We start from the raw sequence: 19,947 nt of genomic DNA, 5'->3' as shown, positions 1-19,947 counted from the left end.
GGGCGCGACCGTTGCCGGCTGGCGCGACCGGGCCGCCGCTCGTCTGACACCGCGCTGGCCCGCCGTCGGACGGCGCTCCCGATCGCGCCGCCGTCGTTCTCCACAAGCGGTGACGGGCTCGCGGCGGCCTTCACCGACCGACCCGTCATGCTCCGTCCCATGGAACCCGTGGACGTCCGAGCCAACCGAGTCGCGAGGCAACAGCGTGGCCTCGTGCTACGCCGTCAACTGCTCGAGGAGGCGGGCGTGAGCGCGCGCACCATCACGGCGCGCGTCGCGGCGGCGGCCTGGACCGAGCCCTTGCCCGGGGTCATCGATCTCGGCACGCACGAGCGGACGTGGCGCCGGGACCTGCAGGGTCTCGTCCTCGCCGCGGGCCCGGAGGCCTGGGCATCCCACGACACCGCGGCGCACCTGCACCGCTTCCTCGACGCCGAGCGTCCGGAGCGCCTGGACGTGACCGTGTTCCGCGGCCGTCACACCAAGGTCGGTGACCACCGCTTGCGGACGACGGCGTCGTTGGGCGCGGACGAGGTGACCGAGGCCCACGGGATCCCCTGCACGATCCCGGCGCGAACGGTGCTCGACCTCGCCGTCGGAACGGATCTCCGCACGCTGGAGCGCTACGTGGCGGACCTCGCACGCCGGGACGCGGGGTTCGTGGAGACGTTGGTCGAACTGACCGACCGTCACCGCCGCCTGCCCGGGCGCCGCCGGCTGCTGGACGTGGTGGCACGCTTGCCCGGCGACGTCGGACGGCTCGGTTCTCCCGTCGAGGTCCTGATCGTGCAGGAGCTGATCCGGCTCGGGGCGCCGCCGTTCGTGCTGCAGTACCAGGTTCGCGACCTGGGCGGCGCCCCGGTGCACCGCGCCGACGTCGCCTGGCCGGACCGCTTCGTGCTGCTGGAGATCGATGGTGCGGCCTACCACGACCTGCGGGATGTTCGCCGCAAGGACGAGCGCACCCGCGCACGGATGGGCGCGCTCGGCTGGTACGTCGAGGTGGTCCGTCGCGCCGACCTCCACACCGACGTCCTGCCCGGGTTGGTTCGGCGCCTTCGTCGTGGCGAGCTCGGCCCCGCCTGATCTTCTGCCGTCATCCTTTGAAAACGTGGAACGAGCCGGGCGCATGGCCCGGCTCGTTCCTGGGAGAGAGGGAGAGAGGGTGTCCTCGTCTGGGGGCGAGGCCACCCCCGAGTGCCGGCCTCGCTCGTGCGTTACCAGTAGTGAGGACGCCCACCCACCGCCCGGCCGATGGAGCCGAGGATGAACAGGATGACGCCGACGACCAGCAGGATGATGCCGAGCGTCCACAGGATCCCGATGTCGAACAGGAACCCGAGGATGAGGAGAAGCACTCCGAGGGTGATCACCTATGACCTCCAGTTGGAAAGACGACGCGAATAATCGTGCATCCGGCGCCGCGGTGGCACCCGCCGTTCCGGTCACGAAAAATGGCCATTCGACCCCCGGCGAACGGCAGTGATTGGCTACGAGGCGCGTCGGCCAGCACGGCCACCGCCTCGCGCGACGGGGCGGGTCGGTCGCGGGTGACGGCGAGGGTGATGTGAGGGCGCAACGGTCGCGTGGGGGTGCCGCGGAGGGGCGGTCGGGCGCGACGGTTGCCGGCTGGCGTGACGGGGCGGGTCGGTCGCGGGTGACGGCGAGCGTGATGTGAGGGCGCAACGGTCGCGTGGGGGTGTCGCGGAGGGGCGGTCGGGCGCGACGGTTGCCGGCTGGCGCGACGGAGCGGGGTGGGGCTCCCGAGCCGGGGGAGGAGTGGGTCAGCGGCGCGGGACGGCGGCGTTCAGAGGCGCAGGAGGGCGGTGGTCGCCATCGCGGCGAGGACGACGACGAGGAATGGCGCGCGCAGCAGCACCGCGACGATCGCGACCCCGACCCCCGCGACGCGGGCGTCCACGCCCAGCGCGGTCCCGTCGGCGACGGTCTGCACCGCGATCAGCGCCGCCAGCAGCGCGATCGGCAGCATCGCCGCGATGCGGCGCACCCGTGGGTCCTCCAGCACGCGGTCGGGCACCGACAGCCCGGCCAGCTTGATCCCGTAGCAGCCGAGGGAGCCGGCCAGTACGGCGATCCACAACGTCGTCGACGGCATCAGCGCGCCTCCTGCGGGACGTCGACGCCGTCACCGCACTCGTCGTCGCGCCCGCCGTCGGACGCACCGCCGCGCCGACCGACCAGCGCCACCACGGCCGCCACCACCGCGGCGAGCAGCACCGGCACACCGGCCGACACGAACGGCACCGCGACCACGGCCACCAGCGCCGCGACCATCGCCACGGTCCAGGCCGGTACGTCGCGCAGCCGCGGCGAGAGCAGGGCCACGAACGCGGCCGGACCGGCCACGTCGAGCCCGAACCGGCTCGGGTCCTCCAGCAGGTCGGCGCCGACCGCGCCGACGACGGTGCCGAGGTTCCACAGCACGAACACGGCCACGCCCGTCGCCCAGAACCCCAGCCGGGCACGCGGCGGGTCGTCCTGGGCGACCGCCATGGCGGCGCTCTCGTCGATGACCAGTTGCGACGCGAGCAGGCGGCGTGGCCCACGCGCACGCAGCAGCGCGCTCAGCTGCAGCCCGTACAGGGCGTTGCGCGTCCCGAGGAGCACCGCCGTGGCCGCCGAGGCGAGCGCGCCACCACCGGCACCCACGACGCCGACCATCGCGAACTGCGACGCGCCGGTGAACATCAGCACGGACAGCGCGCACGTCTGCAGGACCGACAGCCCCGACGCCACGGCGATGGCGCCGTAGGACAGACCGAACGCGCCCGTCGCGACGCCGATACCCACGGCGTCGCGCACCACGGCACGACGGGACACGGGATCCACGGTGGACACGGCGAGGCAGCCCCTGGCAAGACGAACCTCGCACGGTATCCCGCCCGGGCCCGGTGGCCGAACGTGGGGTGGTGACGCGCACCGGCGCCGGCTTGGCTTCGCATCCGGCCCCGCGTCACATCCGCTCGGCCCCGCTACCCGCCTCGGCCCGGCGCCCATCGGCCTCGGCACCCGCCTTGGCCCGGCACCCGACATACCCCTACACCCGACGACCGGAAGGACCAGCGTGACCGTCGTGCTGGCACTGCGCTGCGAGGACGGCCTCGTCATCGGCGCCGACACCCAGATCACCGAGAACGACCGGGGCATGAGCTACCCGGCCCCGAAGTTGCACGCCCTGGGCGAGCACGCGGCCTGGGGCGGCAGCGGCGCGCGTGGTGTGTTGACGGACCTGGCCGCGGACCTGCACGAGTCGGCCGGCGAGGTGCTGCAGGCCACCGACGTCGGGCACGCCCTGCAGGCGCGGGTCCTGCCGATCTTCCGCCACCACTACGACAACTTCATCGAGGACGTCCCCGGCGAGGAGATGGGCGCCACCCCGTCGGCCTACGTACTGGCGGCCGGCTACAGCCAGGACCGGCCGTGGATCATCGAGGTGAACCCGACCGGGCTCGTCAGCCGCTACGAGGACATCGGCTTCCACGCGATCGGCAGCGGCGCCCCGATGGCACAGCAGGCCGGAGCCCTGCTGGCCCACTTCCGGATGGTGCAGCGCCCGGTGCGCTACGGGGTCATGGGCATCGTCCGCGTGCTGGACGCACTGACCATCACCTCGCCCAGCGTCGGCGGCCCGATCGACCTGTGCCGGATCACCCCGGACGGCGCCCACCACTTCGACGACGAGGAGATCGCCGAGGTCCGCGACGACGTCAAGACCTGGGTCGAGCGGGAGCAGGAGCTGCTCGACGGCCTGTTCACCTGACCCGCGCTGCCGCCACCTCGCTAGCGTCCGGTCCGCACTCGACTCCAGGAGCACGGCGCTGGACACCCTCGACCTGTTGCAGACCCTGGTCGGCATCGACACCACGGCCCGGCACCCGAACCTGCGACTGCTGGACTTCGTCGAGGCCCTCCTCGACGACCACGGCGTACCGCACGAGCGGGTGCCCAGCCCCGACGGCACCAGCGCGAACCTGATCGCCCGGGTCGGGCCCGAGGTCGAGGGCGGTGTGGTCCTGTCCGGCCACACCGACTGCGTGCCCGTCGTGGGTCAGCCGTGGACGCGGGACCCGTTCGCCGTGCACCGCGGCGACGACGGCCGCCTCTACGGCCGCGGGGTCACGGACATGAAGGGCTTCCTCGCCGTCGTGCTCGCCGCCCTGCCGACGATGGTGCGGGCTGGGCTGCGCCGCCCCGTCCTACTGGCGTTCTCCTACGACGAGGAGGTCGGCACGGTCGGCGCCCCGAGCCTCGTCGAGCGGCTGGTCGCGACCCAGCCGAGACCCGAGGCCGTGGTGATCGGCGAGCCGACCTCGATGGAGGTCGTCACCGCCCACAAGGGTGTGCGGGCCTTCACCACCGTCGTCCACGGCCGTGACGCTCACTCCAGCCAGCCGCAGAAGGCGGCCAACGCCGTGGCGGCGGCCGCGCGGATCGCGGCGTACGTCGACGAACTGGCACGCCGGCACGAGGCGGCCGCGGCCGACCCGCGGTTCGACCCGCCGTACACCACCTTCAACGTGGCCACGATGACCGGCGGGCAGGCCATCAACATCGTCCCGCGCCGGTGCGAGCTGACCTGGGAGTACCGGCCCGTGCCGGCCGACGACGGCGAGGCCATCCTCGACCAGGTCCGCCGGTTCACCGACGAGGAAGTGCTGCCCTCCCTCCGGCGCGGCAGCGGCGACGGCGAGGTCGAGTTCCGCGTCGACGCGATGGCGCGGGCGCTGGCCGACGAGGACGGCGGCCCCGCGGAGACCTTGTGCCGCGAGCTGACCGGCTACACCGGGCCGCCGCGGACGGTCGCGTTCGGCACCGACGGCGGTCACTTCCAGGCGGCCGGCCTGTCGACGGTCGTGTGCGGGCCCGGCTCGATCGACCAGGCCCACGTCGCCGACGAGTGGATCGACGTCGACCAGCTACGCGCCTGCGAGGCGTTCGTCACCGGCCTGATCGAGCGCCTCGCGACCTGACCGCCCCTCCGCGCGGCAAGCGGGGGATCAGATCGCGCAGCTGCCGTCGGCACACGCCTCACCGTGGTCGTGCCCATGGTCGTGCACGTGCCCGTGGTCGCGGGGCGCGTCGACGCCCACCATCGCCAGCGGCGTCCGCTCGCTCCAGGCCTGCCGGAGGGCCTGCAGCAGCACGTCCGCCGGCTGCGCCCCGGACACCCCGTAACGGCGGTCGAGGACGAAGAACGGCACCCCGGTGATCCCGAACGCGTGCGCCTGCTGTTCGTCGGCGCGGACCTCGGCGGCGTAGCGGTCGCCGGCGAGCACGTCGCCGACCTCGCCCGGCTCGAGTCCCGCGGCCGCCGCCACGGCCGCCAGCGCGTCGTGGTCACCGATGGCGACGCCGTCCTCGAGGTAGGCGGACAGCAGCGCCTCCTTGACCGCGTCCTGGACACCCCGTTCGGCCGCGAGGTGGAGCAGCCGGTGCGCGTCGAACGTGTTGCCCGGCCGGATGCGGTCGAATCGGAAACGCCAGCCGTCCGCGGCCGCCGTCGCCGTCATCCGGTCGATCATCGCGCGGGCCGCGTCGAGGGACGAGCCGTACTTGTCGGCCAGCCGCCTGGCGTAGTCGCCGTCGCGCACCGGCGGAGCCGCCGGGTCCAGCTCGAAGCTGCGCCAGCGGACGTCCACCTCGTCGCGGTGTTCGAAGCGGGCCAGCGCGGCCTCCAGACGGCGCTTGCCGACGGCGCACCACGGGCACGCCACGTCGGACCAGACCTCGACCTGCACGATCGGACTCCTCGAAGGGTGGGGAGGGCGGGACCGGGACAACGCCTCCCGTTGCCGGCGCCTTCCCGTTCGCGTGCACGACCGCACGCGTGCTTCGCTGCCCGTACCACGGCCTACCGGACCAGGAGGGGCGGCATGGACGCCGAGACCCGCGTCGTCGACCTGCTGCGCCGCGCCGACGACATCGTGAAGGCCGCGCCGGCCCGCCGGGACGACGCGGCCGTCGTCGGGCAGGTCGGCGAACTGCTCGCACAGGCCCGCGACGCCCTGGCCGACGTCCGCGACGATCAGCGCCGCCGGTCGCTCGCCGGCCAGGTCTCGCGGCGCGTCGGCGACCTCGACCAGGCCCAGGTGGCGGCCTTCTCGGGCCCATCGCCCGGGGTGCGGCGTGCGCCGACGAGGGACGTCGACCCCGCCCGGATCCCGCCGAACCAGCACCTGACGGCCGGCTTCCCGGTCCTGCACGTCGGCCGGCTGCCCGACACGCCGGCACACGACTGGCGCCTGGTCGTCACCGGCCTGGTGGCGCGCCGGCAGCGCTGGTCGCTGGCCGAGCTGCAGGAACGGTCGACCGTGACCGAGCGCAGCGACTTCCACTGCGTCACCGGCTGGTCGCGGCTCGACAACGACTGGACCGGCGTGCGTGTCCGCGACCTGCTCGACCGGGCCGGCGCCAAGCCGTCGGCCACGCACGCGGTGGTCGCCGGCCACCCGGCCTACACCGCCAACCTCGACCTCGAGGTGCTGCGCCGCGACGACGTCCTGGTCGCCTGGGCCCACGACGGCCAGCCGCTGGCGCGCGAGCACGGCGGTCCGCTGCGGCTGGTGGTCCCGTCGCGCTACGGCTGGAAGAGCGTGAAGTGGGTCACGGAGATCCGTCTGCTCGACCGTGACGTGCCCGGCTACTGGGAGGAGCGCGGCTACCACGACGTCGCCGACCCCTTCCGCGAGCAGCGCTTCCGCTGACGCCCATGCGGGCTGGCGGGCCCCTCGGGGCGGTGGGCGTCGGCGGCGGTCAGGTCGCGTGTTCGTGCTGGGCCGCCAGCGTCAGCGCGACCAGCAACTCGAGGCGCCCGAGGTACATGAGCGCCGCGAGGGTGCCCTTGCCGAGCCCTGGCAGCTCGGCGTCGACCACCTCGGCGTCCAGGCCGACGTTGCCGAGTGCGGACGCCGCGTCGAACACCACCTGGCGCAGAGGCGCGTCGGTGGTGGCGGCCAGCAAAGCCGAGCCGATCGCCAGCGTCACCAGCCACAGAGCCACCACGGCGGCGGCGTGCTCGACCGCCTCGCGCCGGGCGGCGGGCGCCACCTCGTCGCCGTCCCAGTGCAGCTGGCCGGGTCGGCCGCCGTGCCGCAGGCGGGCGAGGCCGGCCTTGACCAGCCAGGCGACGCGGTCCTGCTTGGCGCCACCCCCGGTGGAACCGCTCGGGGCGCCGACGACCATGGCCAGCACCAGCAGGAGCAGCAACGGGGTCGGCCAGGCCGCCTGCTCCGGTGCCACGCTGAACCCGGCCGTCGCCGTGGCGCTGACCCACTGGAACGCGGCGTCGGCGGGCGCCAGGTCGGCCGCCCGGGCGGCCAGGGCGACGGCGGTCGCCAGCCCGGCCGCCAGCAGCAGGCCCTGCACCCGCACCGGGGTGAGGCGGGTAAACCGGCGGACGTCCCGCTGCACGAACAGCACGTGGTGGCCGACGAACGTCACGGCCCCGAGGCTCATGATGACCATGACGACCACGCGCGTGGCCGTGCCGAAGCCGGCGATGCTGTCGTCGGTGACCGTGAATCCGCCCGTCGACAGGCCGGTCAGCCCGTGGTTGACGGCCTGCCACGGGGTGTGGCCGGTGGCCAGCAGCGCCAGGACCGCCGCGGCGGTCAGCCCCGCGTAGATCCCGAAGGTGCGCCGGACGGTGACCCGGACGTCGCCGCCGAGGTCGTCGGTCCGGCCCTCCGCCTCGTAGAGGGCGCGCACGTTGGACGCGGTGTGGGTGAAGCCGATGGCGAAGAGCACCACGCCCACGCCACCGGTCCACTGCAGCAGCGACCGCCACCACTGCACCGTCCGCGACAGCTGGGACTCGATGCCGTCGGCCATGGACAGCCCGGTGCTGGTCGTCCCGGACATCGCCTCGAACAGCGCGTTGCCGGGATCGCGGAACACGCGGTCGGCGTCGTCCATCCCTGCCGCGGTGCCGATGCCCCACAGCACGGCGGCGCCGGCGACCGCCAGCAGCAGCCAGCCCAGCGCGACGATCTCCACGGCCGGCCACGCGTGGGAGGTGCGCGCGTCCCGGAACCGGCGGACGAGCAGGGTCCCGCACACGCCGGCCGCGGCGGCGACCATCAGCAGCGGCGGCAGGGCGTGCCACTCGCCGACCGCCACGGCGACCGGCACCGTCCCGATGACGAGTCCCACAGGGACGAACAGCAGCAGCCCGAGGTCGTGTGCGACGGCGCGTGCGTCGGCACCCATCGGCCTGGCCCGCCGTCAACCGGCGGGCGGGTAGGGCTGCGCGCGCAGGAGCCGGGCGACGTGGGCCAGGTTCGTCGCCATCGTCCGGGTGGTCTGGCCCACCTTCTGCGGCGTCTCGTCGAGGTCGCCGTAGTCCACGGACCCCATCGCCTCCCCGACCCAGTACGTGACGGCGTTGGCCGGAATGGTGAAGCCGATGTCGGAGAGGCCCTGGAAGAGCTGGGCCGCCACGTTGTGGGCGCCGTCCTCGTTGCCCGTCACGACCACGCCGGCGACCTTGCCGAACGTGAGCATGCGCCCTTCGTCGTCGGTCTCGCTGATGAAGGCATCCATGCGTTCCAGGACGCGTTTGCACACCGAGGACGGGTTGCCGAGCCAGATCGGCGTGCCGAGCAGCAGCACGTCGGCCGCCAGTACCCGCTCGCGCAGGGCCGGCCAGTCGTCACCGGGGCCCTGCGCCTCGGAGGTGACCCCCGGCTGGACGTCGTGGGCGGCGACCCGCACCACCTCGCCGGTGACGTCGTGCGCCGCCAGGGCGTCGAGGGTCTGCCGCAGCAGCAGGTCCGTGTTCGACGGCCCCTCCGGCTTGAGCGTGCAGTTCAGGGCGAGACAGGTCAGCGCGTCCATGGCCCGACCGTAGGCGTCGCGCTACGGGTCCGCAGGGGACGGGACCCGGCCGTCCTGCGGGCGAGGACGGGTCCCACCACCCGGGCGGGTGACCGACAGGGTCACCATGAGCCAGGCGATCCCCAGCGCGTAGCCGAACAGCACGTCGCTGGGCCAGTGGACGGCCAACCACACGCGGCTCCAGCCGGTGGCCACCGCCAGCAGCAGCGCCACGGCGATGCCGAGGTGGCGCCACCAGCCGGACGCCCAGCGCAGCAGGAACCAGGCGACGAGCCCGTAGACGACCATGCCGCGGACACTGTGCCCCGACGGGAACGACGAACTGATGGTGCCGACCAACGCCCCGTCCGGTCGCGCACGGTCGGTCACGAACTTGACGACCCCGGTCACCACGAGCGCGCCGCCGACCGCGGCCAGCACCAGCCACACCAGATCCAGGCGGCGCACCCGCCGGTAGACCAGCAGGCCCAGCACGACCGTGACCGCGGCGACGACCCACAGGTCGGCGAGGAACGTCAACGTCCGCGCCGCCGTCACGCTCCAGCCCGTCCGCACCCCGGCCACGGCCTCCAGCGCGGCGGCGTCACCGGCGGGGACGGGGCTGGTCGCCAGCCACCGCCCGACGCCCACCAGGACGAGGACGAGCAGGGCTGCCCAGGCGGCGAACCGGGCCAGGGACGGGAGCGACCACACCGGCCGTTCCAGGTGCAGCGGTCGCGCGAGCGGGCGAGATCCCGACATGGATCACGCCGCCGAGACGGCGGGCTCGAGCACCTCGAACCGCAGGCCCTGGTGCGTGAGCCGGGTGCGGTAGTGGTGGCCGAGGGCCATGGCCGGGGTGAGGGCACCGGCCAGTTCCCCCCGACCGTCCTGTGCGAGCGACAGCGCCGCCTCCCCGAGCATCCGGGCGGTCTCGTCGTAGCCGGGATCGCCGCCCGACACGCGCGTGACGACCTGCTGGCCGTCGCCCCGGCCGACGAACGTCACGGCGAACCGGCTGCGGGCACGGACCGCTTCCGACGGGCCGTCGCCGGCGGCGGGCAGCACCCGCCGCAGCAGCACCCTGGTCGGGGGCAGCGCCGCCGCGGTGGCGAACAAGCCGGCGCCGACGACTCCCGCGGCCGCCACCGGCAGGTGCCGGATGGCGGCGTAGTGGCCGTAGGCGAACGACGCGCCGTACCCGGGCAGCGCCCGGGCGGAGCGCAGGACGATGGCGGGGTCGACCGTCGGCAACGGCACGCCGTAGCCCGTCACGACACCGTCGACGGCCCGGTGCACGCGCGGCGGCAACGCCCGGACGGGCCGCAGTTCGGGCGCGCCCGGACCGGGCCGCCCGGCACCACCCAGCCGGCGGGAGGCGACCGCTTCCAGTGCGCTGTGCGCCGTGCCGCCGCTGAAGCGCGCGTTGGCCTCGACGTAGCCGCGGACCTCGAGTTCGGCGTCCTGGGGGAGCAGCGCGGCCGTGAACTGCGCACCCAGGTCGTGCGGGACCGAGTCGAAGCCGCAGCAGGTGACCAGGCGCACGCCGGCGCGGTGGGCCGCCTCGCCGTAGCGGTCGCGCACGAGCGCGACGAAGCCGGGCTCGCCGGTGATGTCGGCGTAGTCGGTGCCGGTGTCGACACAGGCGGCGACGATGGGCTCGCCGAGGCGGGCGTAGGGTCCGATGGTCGTGGCGACCACCGTGGTGCGGGCCGTCAGCGCGCGCAGACCGGCGTCGTCGGCGAGGTCGACGACCTCGATCGCCGGTGGGTCGCCCGGCAGCTCGGCGACCAGCCGCTGAAGGCGGCTGCGGTCGCGTCCGGCGACCGCCCACCGGGTGGTGGTGCCGGTGACGCGGCGGGCGAGGTGGGCGGCCACCAGGCGGCCCGTGAAGCCGGTGGCGCCGAACAGCACCACGTCGTAGTCGCGGTCGCTCACGTGTGGTCCTCGGTCGGAGCGGGAAGCGGCGCGGCAGCGTGCCGGCCGCGAACGCGAGGACGGGCGGCTCGTGGTGGCCGCCCGTCCTCGTCAGGTCGAAGTCGCGGTGCGACTCAGCCGGTCTCGCCGGTGTCGTCGCCCGCCGCGCCGTCGTCGGCGCAGTAGAGCTCTCCGTCGTGCTCGATGCAGTCGCGACCCTCGACGTCCTCGACGGCCACGCCGTACCCGACGGCGCCGCCGAGCAGGAGTCCGACGATCACGCCGAGCCCGACGAGGCACCAGATGAACACCTGCGTCGCGTTCGACAGGCCGTCGAACTCCTCACGGACCCGATCGGTGTCGCTCTTCACGTCCACTGCCATGCCGTGTCCTTCCCCCGTCGTAACAGGCGGGTGTGGGGATCAGGCGAACAGCAGGATGAGGATGATGATGAGCAGCAGGGTTCCGAGGCCGATGTACACGGTGTTCCTCCGGTTGGTGAGGCGGTTCGTTCCGGTCGCAGACAGGTGTAACGGCCCCTCGGAGCACGAACCAGGGCGCGCGTATGTACGAACGGGGCGGGCTTGCTCCGCCGTTGATCGCACGGACGGTGCCCGGCCACCGACGTCGGAAGGTGCCCGCGGCCGGGTACGGCCGGCAGGTCGCCGGTGCGGCCGGCTCGCGCGCCGACGCGGGTGGCGCCCCGGGCGGCGGTTACGATCCGCGAGGCCCGACAGGCGTGGAGGAGCGGCGATGAGCGGTTCGGCGACGACGGCACCGGCCTTCGGCACGGTCATGGCGCCCCGGATGATTCAGGCCACCACCACCGACGGCGTCTTCGGCGACGTGGAGCTGGTCGAGACCGGGCCGTTGGCGCTTCACCCCGCCGCGCACGCGCTGCACTACGGCAGCGCCTGCTTCGAGGGCCTGAAGGCGCATCCCGGCATCGACGGCAAGGTGCGCCTGTTCCGGGCGCCGCGCCACGCCGAGCGCCTGCGTGCCTCGGCCGCGTTGCTCTCGCTGCCCGTCCCGCCGCTGGAGCTGGTGACCAGGGCGCTCCACGACGTGGTGGCGGCCAACCTCGATGTCGTGCCGGCCGTGCCGGGCGCGCTGTACCTGCGGCCCGTCCTGCTGGGGACCGAGCCCAACATCGGTGCGGCGGCGGCGCCGTCGGCCGAGGCGTTGCTGTACGTGTTGGCCAGCCCGGTCGGCGACTACTTCCGGGGCGACGGCGGCGGGCTGACGCTGGCCGTGGAGACGCGCCTGCCGCGGACGACACCCCAGTTCGGGCAGGTGAAGTCCGGCGCGAACTATGCGATGGCGCTCGGCGTCACGCGCCGTGCCCGGGCCGAGCACGGCGCCGACCAGGTGCTGTTCGCGCCCGACGGCGACGTGCAGGAGACCGGCGCGGCCAACTTCCTGCTGCTCGACGACCGCCGCGTGATCACCAAGGCGCTCGACGGGTCGTTCCTGCACGGGGTGACCCGCGACTCCGTGCTCACGATCGCCCGGGACCTCGGCTACCAGGTCGACGAGCGCGACATCACGGTCGACGAGGTGCTGGCCTGGGCCGACACCGGCGAGGCCGCCCTCGCCGGCACCGCCGCCGTGCTGGCACCCGTCGGCCACCTCGTGCACGAGGGTCGTCGGGTCATGGTGGGCGACGGCGGCATGGGCCCCAACACGGCACGCTTGCGCGACGCGCTGCTCGCCGTCCAGCGTGGTGAGGCGGCCGACCCCCATGGGTGGACGCAGCCGGTCTGACGAAGGAAGCCCCGGGTGAACCCCGTCTACACAGGTGTCATCGGCACCGTCCTCGCCGCGTTCCGGGTCCTGAACTGGAAGGTCCGGGTGACTGGGCACGAGCACGTGCCCGCGTCCGGGCCCGCCGTCGTCGCGACCAACCACATCGGCTACCTCGACTTCGTGTTCGCCGGCTACGGCGTGCGCGAGCAGGGCAAGCGCCGCCTGCGCTTCGTCGCCAAACGTGAGGTCTTCGACCACAAGGTGTCCGGCCCGCTGATGCGCGCCATGGGCCACATCCCGGTCGACCGGGCCGGCAACACGCGGGTCGCGCTGCGCGAGGTCGGCGAGGCACTGGCCGCCGGCGACCTCGTCGGGATGTTTCCCGAGGGCACGATCAGCCGCTCGTTCGTGCCCCTGGCGGGCCGTCCGGGTGCCGTGCGCATGGCCATGGAGGCCGGCGTCCCGCTGATCCCCGGGGCGGTGTGGGGCACGCAACGCGTGTTCACCAAGGGCCGCAAGCCGCGCCTGTTCCGCAACCTGGTCGTCACGGTCGCCTTCGGCCCGCGGATCGCCTACACCGCCGACGACGACCCGCTCGAGGTCCACAAGCGGCTGATGGCCGCCATCGGCGACCTGGTCGACGAGCTCCAGCGCACGTACCCGCAGGTGCCCAGCGGTCCGGACGACACCTGGTGGCAGCCCGCCCACCTGGGTGGCAGCGCGCCGACGGTCGCCCAGGCCGAGGCGGCGGCGCGGGCCGACGCCCAGCGCCGGCGACGGGAGCGCGACGGGTCGTGAACGTGGTCCGGATCGACGATCCGGACGACGAGCGCCTCGCCGACTACGCCGCGCTCAACGACCCGGCCCTGCGCAAGCGCTATGAGCACCAGCTCGGGGTGTTCATCGCCGAGGGGCCCAACGTCGTCCGGGAGCTGCTCCGCTCGGCCTACCCGCCGCGGTCGGTGCTGGTCGTCGAGGAGCAGCTGGAGACGATGCTGGCCGACCTGGCCGGCCACGAGCAGCTGCCCGTCTACGTCGTCACGCGCCAGCTGCTCTACGCGCTCGTGCGCTTCCGGCTGCACCAGGGCGTGCTGGGCTGTGGGGGGCGCCGGCCGGCGCCCGACCTCGACGACGTCCTGGTCGGCGCGCGCACCGTGGCGGTGCTCGAGGGGCTGAACGACCACGAGAACCTCGGCACGCTGTTCCGGTCGGCCCGCGGGCTGGGCGTCGACGCGGTCCTGCTGGCGCCGGGGTGTGCCGATCCGCTGTACCGGCGCGCCGTGCGGGTGTCCATGGGGCACGTCCTGCACGTGCCCTTCGCATGGGTGCCGCCGCTGGACCTGACGATGCCGCGGCTGCACGAGGCGGGCTTCGCGACCGTGGCACTCACCCCCCGCGACGACGCGGCCGACCTGGCCACCATGCCGCGGCCGGGCGCGCGGGTCGCGGTCCTGCTGGGTGCGGAGGGGCCCGGTCTGACCCCGGCCGCGGTCGGCGCCGCCACCCATGCCGCACGGATCGTGATGCACCACGGCGTCGACTCGCTCAACGTGGCCGCGGCCGGCGCCATCGCGTTCCACGCCCTCGCCGCCCGCCCGTGACGGAGCTGGTCGCCGGACCGAGTACCTTGCGCCGGCTGTGACCGGGACCTTCCTGAACGTCGGCGCCATCGTCGTGGGCGCCCTGGCCGGCACCGCCGTCGGCGGCCGGCTGCCCGCGCGTGTCCGGACGACGGTCACCGACCTGCTCGGTCTCTTCGTCGTCGTCCTCGGCATCGCCGACGCGCTGGACACCTTCGGGCCGGAACTGGCCGGTCACCTCGGACGTGGCGCGGTGCTCCTCGTGCTCGGTTCCCTGCTGGTGGGCGGCCTGGTCGGCGAGGCCGTCGACGTCGAGGCGCGGCTGACCCGGCTCGGTGAGCGCCTGCGCGACGCGGTGCTCGGCCGCGGCCCGGATGCCGCAGCCGCGCACGGCCCAGACGCCGAGGGCGCCCGGCACCGGTTCGTCGAGGGATTCGTCGTCACCACCCTGCTGGTGTGCGTCGGGCCGCTGGCCGTGCTCGGCGCGGTCGAGGGTGGGCTGACCGGCAGCATGCAGCTGCTGTCGGTGAAGTCCGTGCTCGACGGGTTCGCGGCGCTGGCGTTCGCCTCCGCCCTGGGCCTGGGCGTGGCCTTCGCCGCCCTGCCGCTGCTGCTGTACCAGGGCGGCCTGACGCTGGCGGCCGCCGCCGTCGGCCCGTGGACCACCGAGGTGATGGTCGCGACCGTCGGCGCCGTCGGCGGCTTCCTCGTGGTCGGGATCGGGCTGCGCCTGCTCGAGATCCGCGCGATCCGGGTGGCGAACCTGTTGCCCGCGCTGGTCGTCGCGCCGGTCGCCGTGGCGCTGTGGCCCTGAACGCGCGACGCCCGCGCGAGCGGCCACCCGGCCGGTGACCGGTCGTTGACGTGAGCGGTGTCGCCCCCGACGCTCGTGGCAGCGTCGCACGGGGGGTGCTGCGTGACAGGTTCGTGGATCGGCAGGTCGCTCGTCCTGGTGCCGGTGATGTTGGCCGGCGTCGGGGTCGGCATGGTCGTGGCCGGCCTCACCGCCGCGCCGACGGTCGGGGGGCAGGCCGCCGCGGCCGTCATCCTGCTGGGGGCCCTGCGGGCCTTGCGGACCGGTGTGCGGGTCGACACCGACGCCGAGCAGGTGCGGGTCCGCACGTTCTGGCGGACGCACCGGCTGCCGCTCGACGCCCTACGACGGATCGACGCGGGTGGCCGGACCGAGGGTGGTTCACCCTCCGTGCGGTTCCTGCTCAAGGACGGACGCGAGTACGGCTCGATGGCGCTGGCCTACCTCGACGGTGGCGCCGCCGACGCCCTCATCGCCGACCTGCGCCGGGCCCTGGACGGCCGTGGCGCGGAGGTGTCCCTCACGGCGGCCTCGTTCCGTCGGGCCGGCTGACCCGGCCTCTAAGCTGCCCGCTCCAGGGGTGATCGGGGAGCCGCAGCGTGAGCGCACCGGTGCGAGAGCAGGATCTGGTGCCGTCGTGGCTGGCAACGGCCGCGGCCTGGACCTGGCGGCTGCTGCTGCTCGTGCTCGGCGCTGCCGTGTTCGTGCAGGTCGCCACCCGACTGTCGTTGGTGACCGTCCCGCTGATCGTCGCGCTGATCCTGGCGACCCTCGCGTCGCCGCCGGCGCGCTGGCTCATGCGTCGCGGCTGGCGCCCGGCGTTCGCGTCGTTCCTCGTCGTCTTCGGGGGCGTGGCCGTCGCGGTCACGGGGCTGCTGGCGCTGGTGCCGACGTTCATCGAGCAGACCCGTGAACTGATCCCGACCGTGCTGATCGCGCTGCAGGACCTGCTCGACTGGCTGGAGACCGGCCCGCTCGGGTTCGAGCAGGCGCAGCTGCAGGCCCTGGGGGAGCAGGTGCTCGCCCAGGCCGAGGAGCAGCAGGGTCCGCTGGCCATCGGGGCGTTGGCGGTGCTGGCCACGACCCTCGAGTTCCTCGCCGCCCTGATCCTCGCCGTGATCCTGCTGTTCTTCCTGGTCAAGGACGGCGAGCGGATCTGGGCCTGGTTCCTCGCCCGGGCGCCCGACGTCCACCGGGACACCCTGCAGGCCCTGGGCGCACGCGCGTGGGACGCGTCGGCCGGTTACGTGCGCGGGACCGCGCTGGTCGCCCTGATCGACGCCGTCGGCATCGGCATCGGCCTGGCGATCGTCGGGGTCCCGCTGGTGCTGCCGCTGACCGTGCTGGTCTTCATCGGCGGGTTCGTGCCGATCGTCGGCGCGTTCGTGTCGGGCCTCGTGGCCGTGCTGGTGGCGCTGGCCGACGGGGGCGCCGGCACCGCCCTGATCGTCCTGCTGATCGTCGTGGTCGTCCAGCAGGTCGAGTCCGATCTGCTACAGCCCCTGATCATGCGCCGGGCCGTGCCGTTGCACCCGATGGTGGTGCTGGCGGTGCTGATCGCCGGGACCGTGCTGGTCGGTGTGGTGGGGGCGTTCCTGGCCGTGCCGCTGGCCGCGGTGGCCTCCGCCGTCACCAACGAACTGCGCCTGCGGCACCAGACCGACGTCGGTGGTCCGCACCCGCTGGGGGGCCGGCGCGGCCACCTCGACGAGGACCCGGCGCCGGTGGTCGTGCAGCGGCCCGACGAGCCGCGGCCCGAGGTGCTGGACGCCCCCTCCGACCGGGCCTGAGGGCTAGCCGCGATGAGCGGCGACCTGGCCGACCTCGCCACCCAGGCGGTCATAGAGCGGGAAGCTCTCCAGCCAGCCGTCGGGCGCGCGGCTGCCGCCTTCGAGCACGGCGTACAGACGGTGCCGTTGCTGGCGCAGCCACGCGAGCGCCGCGACCTTCTGGTCACTGGTGAGGCTGTCGGTCTCCACCACGACCGCCTCGTTGCCCTGCAGCAGGAAGTCCTCCCACTTGGTGCGCCGCACCCAGTGGACCGGGTCCTCCAGGAGCCAGCGCAACCGGGCCGCCTGCTCGTCGGTCAGGCGGTCGGGGACCGCCCGTCGTGATCCGGGCATGGCTGGCGGCATGGTCGTCGTCACGGCTCTCTCGGACATGGCGGATGGGGGCAGTTCCCATCGTATGCGCGCGTCCGGCGCTACGAGCCGTGCACCTCGACCTCGGCCACGCTGCCCCGGAAGCGGCCGTCGTCGGGCCCCAGCGAGGTGAACCACAGCAGCACCGTGCGTCCCTCGGTGCCGTCGTCGAGCGAGATCGCCTCCTCCGCGCTCCCGTCGCCGACGGTGCCGACCGCCTCGCCCCAGGCATCGGGGTCGTCGCCGCCGGACGGCGGCTCGTCGCCGACGTAGACGGTCAGGTCGTAGCCGGGATGCTCGGTCGTGACCACGACCTCGTCGAGGGTGTGGGTGTCGCCGAGATCGACCCACAGCCCGACCCCCGGCTTGAGGCCACCGAGCGCCGGGTTGTTGTTGTAGCCGACGGTCCGCCAGGTCGTGCCCGGGTCGCCGTCGAAGGCGTTGTCGACCTGGTCCGGGTTCTCGCTGCCGCCACCGAACGGATCGTGGTCGCCGGCCTGCTGGATCTGCAGGGGCTCGGCCTGCGCGGGTTCGTCGTCGGCCGGGTCCTCGGCCGGCGCGTCGGTGTCGTCGGCCAGGTCGTCACCGTCGCCGCCGAACACGCCCGACCAGACGAGCCACACGCCGAGCAGCAGCGCGGCCAGCACCGCCAGCACCGGCAGCCAGCGTCGCCGCCGGCCGGTGTCCTGCGGCGCGTCGTCGACGTCGGGTTCGGCGGTCAGCGCGCTGGTCCGGTCCACGTGGCCGCCGCCGGCGCCGGTACCGGTCGCGGCGGCGCGCCCGGCACCGCCGGCCGCCACGCCGACGGGTCGGTGCCGCCGTGTGGCCTCGGCCTCGTCGGGCGACGCTGCCGGGCGTGACACGGGGGCCGCCGCCTCGCCCTCGAGCGGCGGCAGCGCCGCGGTACCGGCCGCCGCCGCGTCGGCACGCGAGGGCGGCGTGATCGGCGGCGTGGCGGCCGTCGGCGTGCGCCGCACCCGGCGGATGCGGGACGCCAACTCCGTCGCGGCCTGCGGGGCGGCCAATGGCGCCAGCGCGGCCGCCAGCGCGGAGCCGTCGGTGTACCGGTCGTCCGGCTCCAGCGCGGTCGCGCGGGCGATCACGTCGTCGAGCGCGGGCGGCACCCCGGCCATCAGGGTCGACACGCGCGGCAGCCCGTCCGCGACGAGCCGGCGGGCAGCCACCTCGACGGCCGTGCCATCCCCGAACGGCTGGCGTCCCGTGACCATCTGGTGCAGCAGCAGGCCCAGCGCGTACACGTCGGCGCGGGCGTCGATGGCCTCGTCGCGCAGCTGCTCCGGGGCGAGGTAGCGGGCCGTGCCCACCACCTGGCCCGGTGTCGTCAGCCGCGACGTCGCCTCGCCGAGCGCGCGGGCGATGCCGAAGTCGGCCACCTTGGCGATCCCGTCCCGGGTCACCAGCACGTTGGCGGGCTTGACGTCGCGGTGCACCAGCCCACGGCCGTGGGCGGTGCCCAGGGCCCGGGCGATCTGGGCGCCGAGCGCCGCCGCGACCCCCGCCGGCAGCGGCCCCTGCGCCAGGACGTCCCCCAGCGTGCCGCCCTCGACCAGCTCCATCACGAGGTAGTCGCAGCCGTCGGAGGTGCCGATGTCGTAGACGATGACCGCGTGGGGATGCGTGAGCTTGGCGGCCGCGGCGGCCTCGGCCCGGAACCGGGCCGCCGTCTCCGGCTCGCGAGCCAGCTCGCGGTGCAGGAGCTTGACCGCGACCGTGCGGTCGAGCACCTCGTCGTGGGCACGCCACACCGAGCCCGCGCCGCCCGAACCGAGTTGGTCGTGCAGCACGTAGCGTCCGGCGAGTTGCTGGCTGGTCGTCGTATCGTCCACGTTCGTCACACTTGGTGGTGTGTCGCGGGAACCGTGCGTGAGGTCGGCCGCGACCGTACGCGCCGTGGGGGCGGGGTGCCTGCCCGGACAGGGGCCGGGCGTACATGAGGGGGGTCCATCAGGTCCAAGATGCCTGGATCTCGGCCATCGCCGTGGCGAAGTCGCGCGACGGGCGGACCCCGAACACCCCGGGCAGGCGCTCGGTCGCGTAGGAGCCCTGCCACGGCGCACCGTCGCTGATCGCCGAGGTGGCGGGCGGGGCGGGCACGAACTCGCGGAGGCTCGCGAGGTAGCGGCCGAAGGTCGTGTGGCCTCCGACCACGTTCACCGTCGCCTGCGCCTCGTCGTCGAGCGCCGCCAGGACCGCGTCGACCAGGTCGTCGACGTGGACCCATCCGAACGTCGTCTCCGCCGGTCGTGGCGGCAACTCGCCGTCGGCGTAGCGTTGCGGGATCCGCGTCCCCCAGGTCGAGGTCGGACCGGCGCCCAGCACGGCGGGGGGTCGCAGGATCGCGATCGAGAGTCCCTGCCGCCCACCGCGCACGACCTCGGCCTCGGCTTCCGCCTTCGTCACGGCGTACGGGCTGCCGGCTCCGCCGCTGGCGGCCGCGTCGTCGGCGCCCACCAGCGGTGCGTTCTCGGCGACCTCCGCGTCACCGATCGCCTCGAGGTCGTACACGGAGGTCGTGGACACGTGCACGAACCGCCCGACGCCGGCGGCGAGGGCGGCCGTCACGAGCGCGCGCGTGCCGTGGGTGTTGACCTCACGGGCCGTGTCCAGGTCCGGACCGGAGGTCGCCGCCGCGTGGACGACCGCATCGGCCCCTCGCATCGCGGTGGTCAGGCCGTCGACGTCGGTGATCGGTACGACCGGCTGCGTGACCCCGAGGGCGTCCAGGTCCGTGCTGGGCGTGCGCACCGTCGCGGTCACCTCGTCGCCGCGTGCCCGCAGCGCCCGCGCCACCCGTCCACCGACGAACCCGGTCGCACCCGTCACCAGCACCCGCACCATGCGGTCTCCTGCCTGTCGACGTCGTCCGGCGGACCGTACCGGGGCGCCTGGTGGC

Annotated in this window: 22 protein-coding genes; 10 read left to right on the top strand and 12 right to left on the bottom strand. The window is 74.3% G+C overall.

Annotation, left to right across the window (positions count from 1 at the left end):
- The first annotated feature begins 246 nt into the window (after positions 1-246).
- A complete protein-coding gene (locus ACERM0_RS10565; RefSeq protein ID WP_373678556.1) occupies positions 247-1,086 on the top strand; it encodes a hypothetical protein in 840 nt (279 codons plus the stop codon).
- A gap of 131 nt (positions 1,087-1,217) precedes the next feature.
- Here the strand turns inward: ACERM0_RS10565 and ACERM0_RS10560 are convergent, their stop codons facing one another.
- From ACERM0_RS10560 to ACERM0_RS10550, 3 genes are all read right to left on the bottom strand, one after another.
- Positions 1,218-1,373: a DUF6131 family protein gene (locus ACERM0_RS10560; protein WP_373678555.1), complete on the bottom strand. Its 156-nt coding sequence runs from the start codon at positions 1,371-1,373 to the stop codon at positions 1,218-1,220.
- 434 nt (positions 1,374-1,807) lie between these two features.
- Complete coding sequence (locus ACERM0_RS10555; protein ID WP_373678554.1) at positions 1,808-2,116, bottom strand: AzlD domain-containing protein; 309 nt, start codon at positions 2,114-2,116, stop codon at positions 1,808-1,810.
- The gene (locus tag ACERM0_RS10550; RefSeq protein WP_373678553.1) at positions 2,116-2,841 is read right to left on the bottom strand and encodes an AzlC family ABC transporter permease; all 726 of its coding nucleotides are present in this window, start codon (positions 2,839-2,841) and stop codon (positions 2,116-2,118) included. The genes ACERM0_RS10555 and ACERM0_RS10550 overlap by 1 nt, the downstream gene beginning before the upstream one ends.
- Before the next feature lie 244 nt (positions 2,842-3,085).
- On the opposite strand from ACERM0_RS10550, the gene ACERM0_RS10545 reads away from it, so the two are divergent.
- Both ACERM0_RS10545 and argE read left to right on the top strand, forming a co-directional pair.
- Positions 3,086-3,781 carry a proteasome protein gene (locus tag ACERM0_RS10545; RefSeq protein ID WP_373678552.1) on the top strand — a complete coding sequence of 232 codons (696 nt, stop codon included), beginning with the start codon at positions 3,086-3,088 and terminating at the stop codon, positions 3,779-3,781.
- Positions 3,782-3,839: 58 nt separating this feature from the next.
- Positions 3,840-4,991, top strand: a complete 1,152-nt coding sequence (gene argE / locus ACERM0_RS10540) for an acetylornithine deacetylase (protein WP_373678875.1) — start codon at positions 3,840-3,842, stop codon at positions 4,989-4,991.
- A gap of 27 nt (positions 4,992-5,018) precedes the next feature.
- Here the strand turns inward: argE and ACERM0_RS10535 are convergent, their stop codons facing one another.
- Entirely contained in the window at positions 5,019-5,759 is a 741-nt protein-coding gene (locus ACERM0_RS10535; RefSeq protein WP_373678551.1) for a DsbA family oxidoreductase, read from the bottom strand.
- Positions 5,760-5,894: 135 nt separating this feature from the next.
- On the opposite strand from ACERM0_RS10535, the gene ACERM0_RS10530 reads away from it, so the two are divergent.
- Entirely contained in the window at positions 5,895-6,725 is an 831-nt protein-coding gene (locus tag ACERM0_RS10530; protein ID WP_373678550.1) for a sulfite oxidase-like oxidoreductase, read from the top strand.
- Between the two features lie 49 nt (positions 6,726-6,774).
- On the opposite strand, the gene ACERM0_RS10525 is transcribed toward ACERM0_RS10530, so the two are convergent.
- From ACERM0_RS10525 to ACERM0_RS10505, 5 genes are all read right to left on the bottom strand, one after another.
- Complete coding sequence (locus ACERM0_RS10525; protein ID WP_373678549.1) at positions 6,775-8,229, bottom strand: TrkH family potassium uptake protein; 1,455 nt, start codon at positions 8,227-8,229, stop codon at positions 6,775-6,777.
- Between the two features lie 15 nt (positions 8,230-8,244).
- Positions 8,245-8,856 (bottom strand): flavodoxin family protein, encoded by a 612-nt coding sequence (locus ACERM0_RS10520; RefSeq protein ID WP_373678548.1) that lies wholly within the window; start codon positions 8,854-8,856, stop codon positions 8,245-8,247.
- A gap of 21 nt (positions 8,857-8,877) precedes the next feature.
- On the bottom strand, positions 8,878-9,597 hold the full coding sequence (locus ACERM0_RS10515; RefSeq protein ID WP_373678547.1) for a phosphatase PAP2 family protein: 720 nt from the start codon (positions 9,595-9,597) through the stop codon (positions 8,878-8,880).
- A gap of 3 nt (positions 9,598-9,600) precedes the next feature.
- Positions 9,601-10,773: a trans-acting enoyl reductase family protein gene (locus ACERM0_RS10510; RefSeq protein ID WP_373678546.1), complete on the bottom strand. Its 1,173-nt coding sequence runs from the start codon at positions 10,771-10,773 to the stop codon at positions 9,601-9,603.
- Between the two features lie 113 nt (positions 10,774-10,886).
- On the bottom strand, positions 10,887-11,135 hold the full coding sequence (locus ACERM0_RS10505; RefSeq protein ID WP_373678545.1) for a hypothetical protein: 249 nt from the start codon (positions 11,133-11,135) through the stop codon (positions 10,887-10,889).
- Between the two features lie 370 nt (positions 11,136-11,505).
- Here ACERM0_RS10505 and ilvE point away from each other — a divergent pair, with 370 nt between their 5' ends.
- The 6 genes from ilvE (at position 11,506) to ACERM0_RS10475 (ending at position 16,682) form a co-directional block, all read left to right on the top strand.
- Positions 11,506-12,516, top strand: a complete 1,011-nt coding sequence (gene ilvE, locus ACERM0_RS10500) for a branched-chain-amino-acid transaminase (RefSeq protein WP_373678544.1) — start codon at positions 11,506-11,508, stop codon at positions 12,514-12,516.
- A gap of 15 nt (positions 12,517-12,531) precedes the next feature.
- Positions 12,532-13,296: a lysophospholipid acyltransferase family protein gene (locus ACERM0_RS10495; protein WP_373678543.1), complete on the top strand. Its 765-nt coding sequence runs from the start codon at positions 12,532-12,534 to the stop codon at positions 13,294-13,296.
- Positions 13,293-14,099 (top strand): TrmH family RNA methyltransferase, encoded by an 807-nt coding sequence (locus tag ACERM0_RS10490; protein ID WP_373678542.1) that lies wholly within the window; start codon positions 13,293-13,295, stop codon positions 14,097-14,099. The genes ACERM0_RS10495 and ACERM0_RS10490 overlap by 4 nt, the downstream gene beginning before the upstream one ends.
- A gap of 37 nt (positions 14,100-14,136) precedes the next feature.
- Positions 14,137-14,892 carry a DUF554 domain-containing protein gene (locus tag ACERM0_RS10485; protein WP_373678541.1) on the top strand — a complete coding sequence of 252 codons (756 nt, stop codon included), beginning with the start codon at positions 14,137-14,139 and terminating at the stop codon, positions 14,890-14,892.
- 102 nt (positions 14,893-14,994) lie between these two features.
- Positions 14,995-15,444: a hypothetical protein gene (locus ACERM0_RS10480; protein WP_373678540.1), complete on the top strand. Its 450-nt coding sequence runs from the start codon at positions 14,995-14,997 to the stop codon at positions 15,442-15,444.
- A 47-nt stretch (positions 15,445-15,491) separates the two neighbouring features.
- Positions 15,492-16,682, top strand: a complete 1,191-nt coding sequence (locus tag ACERM0_RS10475; protein ID WP_373678539.1) for an AI-2E family transporter — start codon at positions 15,492-15,494, stop codon at positions 16,680-16,682.
- A 3-nt stretch (positions 16,683-16,685) separates the two neighbouring features.
- Here the strand turns inward: ACERM0_RS10475 and ACERM0_RS10470 are convergent, their stop codons facing one another.
- From ACERM0_RS10470 to ACERM0_RS10460, 3 genes are all read right to left on the bottom strand, one after another.
- A complete protein-coding gene (locus tag ACERM0_RS10470; protein ID WP_373678538.1) occupies positions 16,686-17,015 on the bottom strand; it encodes a hypothetical protein in 330 nt (109 codons plus the stop codon).
- An 80-nt stretch (positions 17,016-17,095) separates the two neighbouring features.
- A complete protein-coding gene (locus ACERM0_RS10465; protein WP_373678537.1) occupies positions 17,096-18,880 on the bottom strand; it encodes a serine/threonine-protein kinase in 1,785 nt (594 codons plus the stop codon).
- A gap of 118 nt (positions 18,881-18,998) precedes the next feature.
- The gene (locus ACERM0_RS10460; protein WP_373678536.1) at positions 18,999-19,892 is read right to left on the bottom strand and encodes an NAD-dependent epimerase/dehydratase family protein; all 894 of its coding nucleotides are present in this window, start codon (positions 19,890-19,892) and stop codon (positions 18,999-19,001) included.
- Between the last annotated feature and the right edge of the window lie 55 nt (positions 19,893-19,947).

The sequence above is a fragment of the Egicoccus sp. AB-alg2 genome, from assembly GCF_041821065.1.
Lineage (GTDB): Bacteria > Actinomycetota > Nitriliruptoria > Nitriliruptorales > Nitriliruptoraceae > Egicoccus.
Note: the sequence above shows the minus strand (reverse complement) of the source record. Positions and strands in the feature narration are given on the sequence as shown.

Bases quoted from the DNA above. Each gene is read 5' to 3' on its own strand.
- ACERM0_RS10525 (WP_373678549.1), bottom strand. From the start codon at position 8,229: ATGGGTGCCGACGCACGCGCCGTCGCACACGACCTCGGGCTGCTGCTG.
- ACERM0_RS10555 (WP_373678554.1), bottom strand. From the start codon at position 2,116: ATGCCGTCGACGACGTTGTGGATCGCCGTACTGGCCGGCTCCCTCGGC.
- ACERM0_RS10460 (WP_373678536.1), bottom strand. From the start codon at position 19,892: ATGGTGCGGGTGCTGGTGACGGGTGCGACCGGGTTCGTCGGTGGACGG.
- ACERM0_RS10520 (WP_373678548.1), bottom strand. From the start codon at position 8,856: ATGGACGCGCTGACCTGTCTCGCCCTGAACTGCACGCTCAAGCCGGAG.
- ACERM0_RS10505 (WP_373678545.1), bottom strand. From the start codon at position 11,135: ATGGCAGTGGACGTGAAGAGCGACACCGATCGGGTCCGTGAGGAGTTC.
- ACERM0_RS10470 (WP_373678538.1), bottom strand. From the start codon at position 17,015: ATGCCCGGATCACGACGGGCGGTCCCCGACCGCCTGACCGACGAGCAG.
- ACERM0_RS10515 (WP_373678547.1), bottom strand. From the start codon at position 9,597: ATGTCGGGATCTCGCCCGCTCGCGCGACCGCTGCACCTGGAACGGCCG.
- ilvE (WP_373678544.1), top strand. From the start codon at position 11,506: ATGAGCGGTTCGGCGACGACGGCACCGGCCTTCGGCACGGTCATGGCG.
- ACERM0_RS10530 (WP_373678550.1), top strand. From the start codon at position 5,895: ATGGACGCCGAGACCCGCGTCGTCGACCTGCTGCGCCGCGCCGACGAC.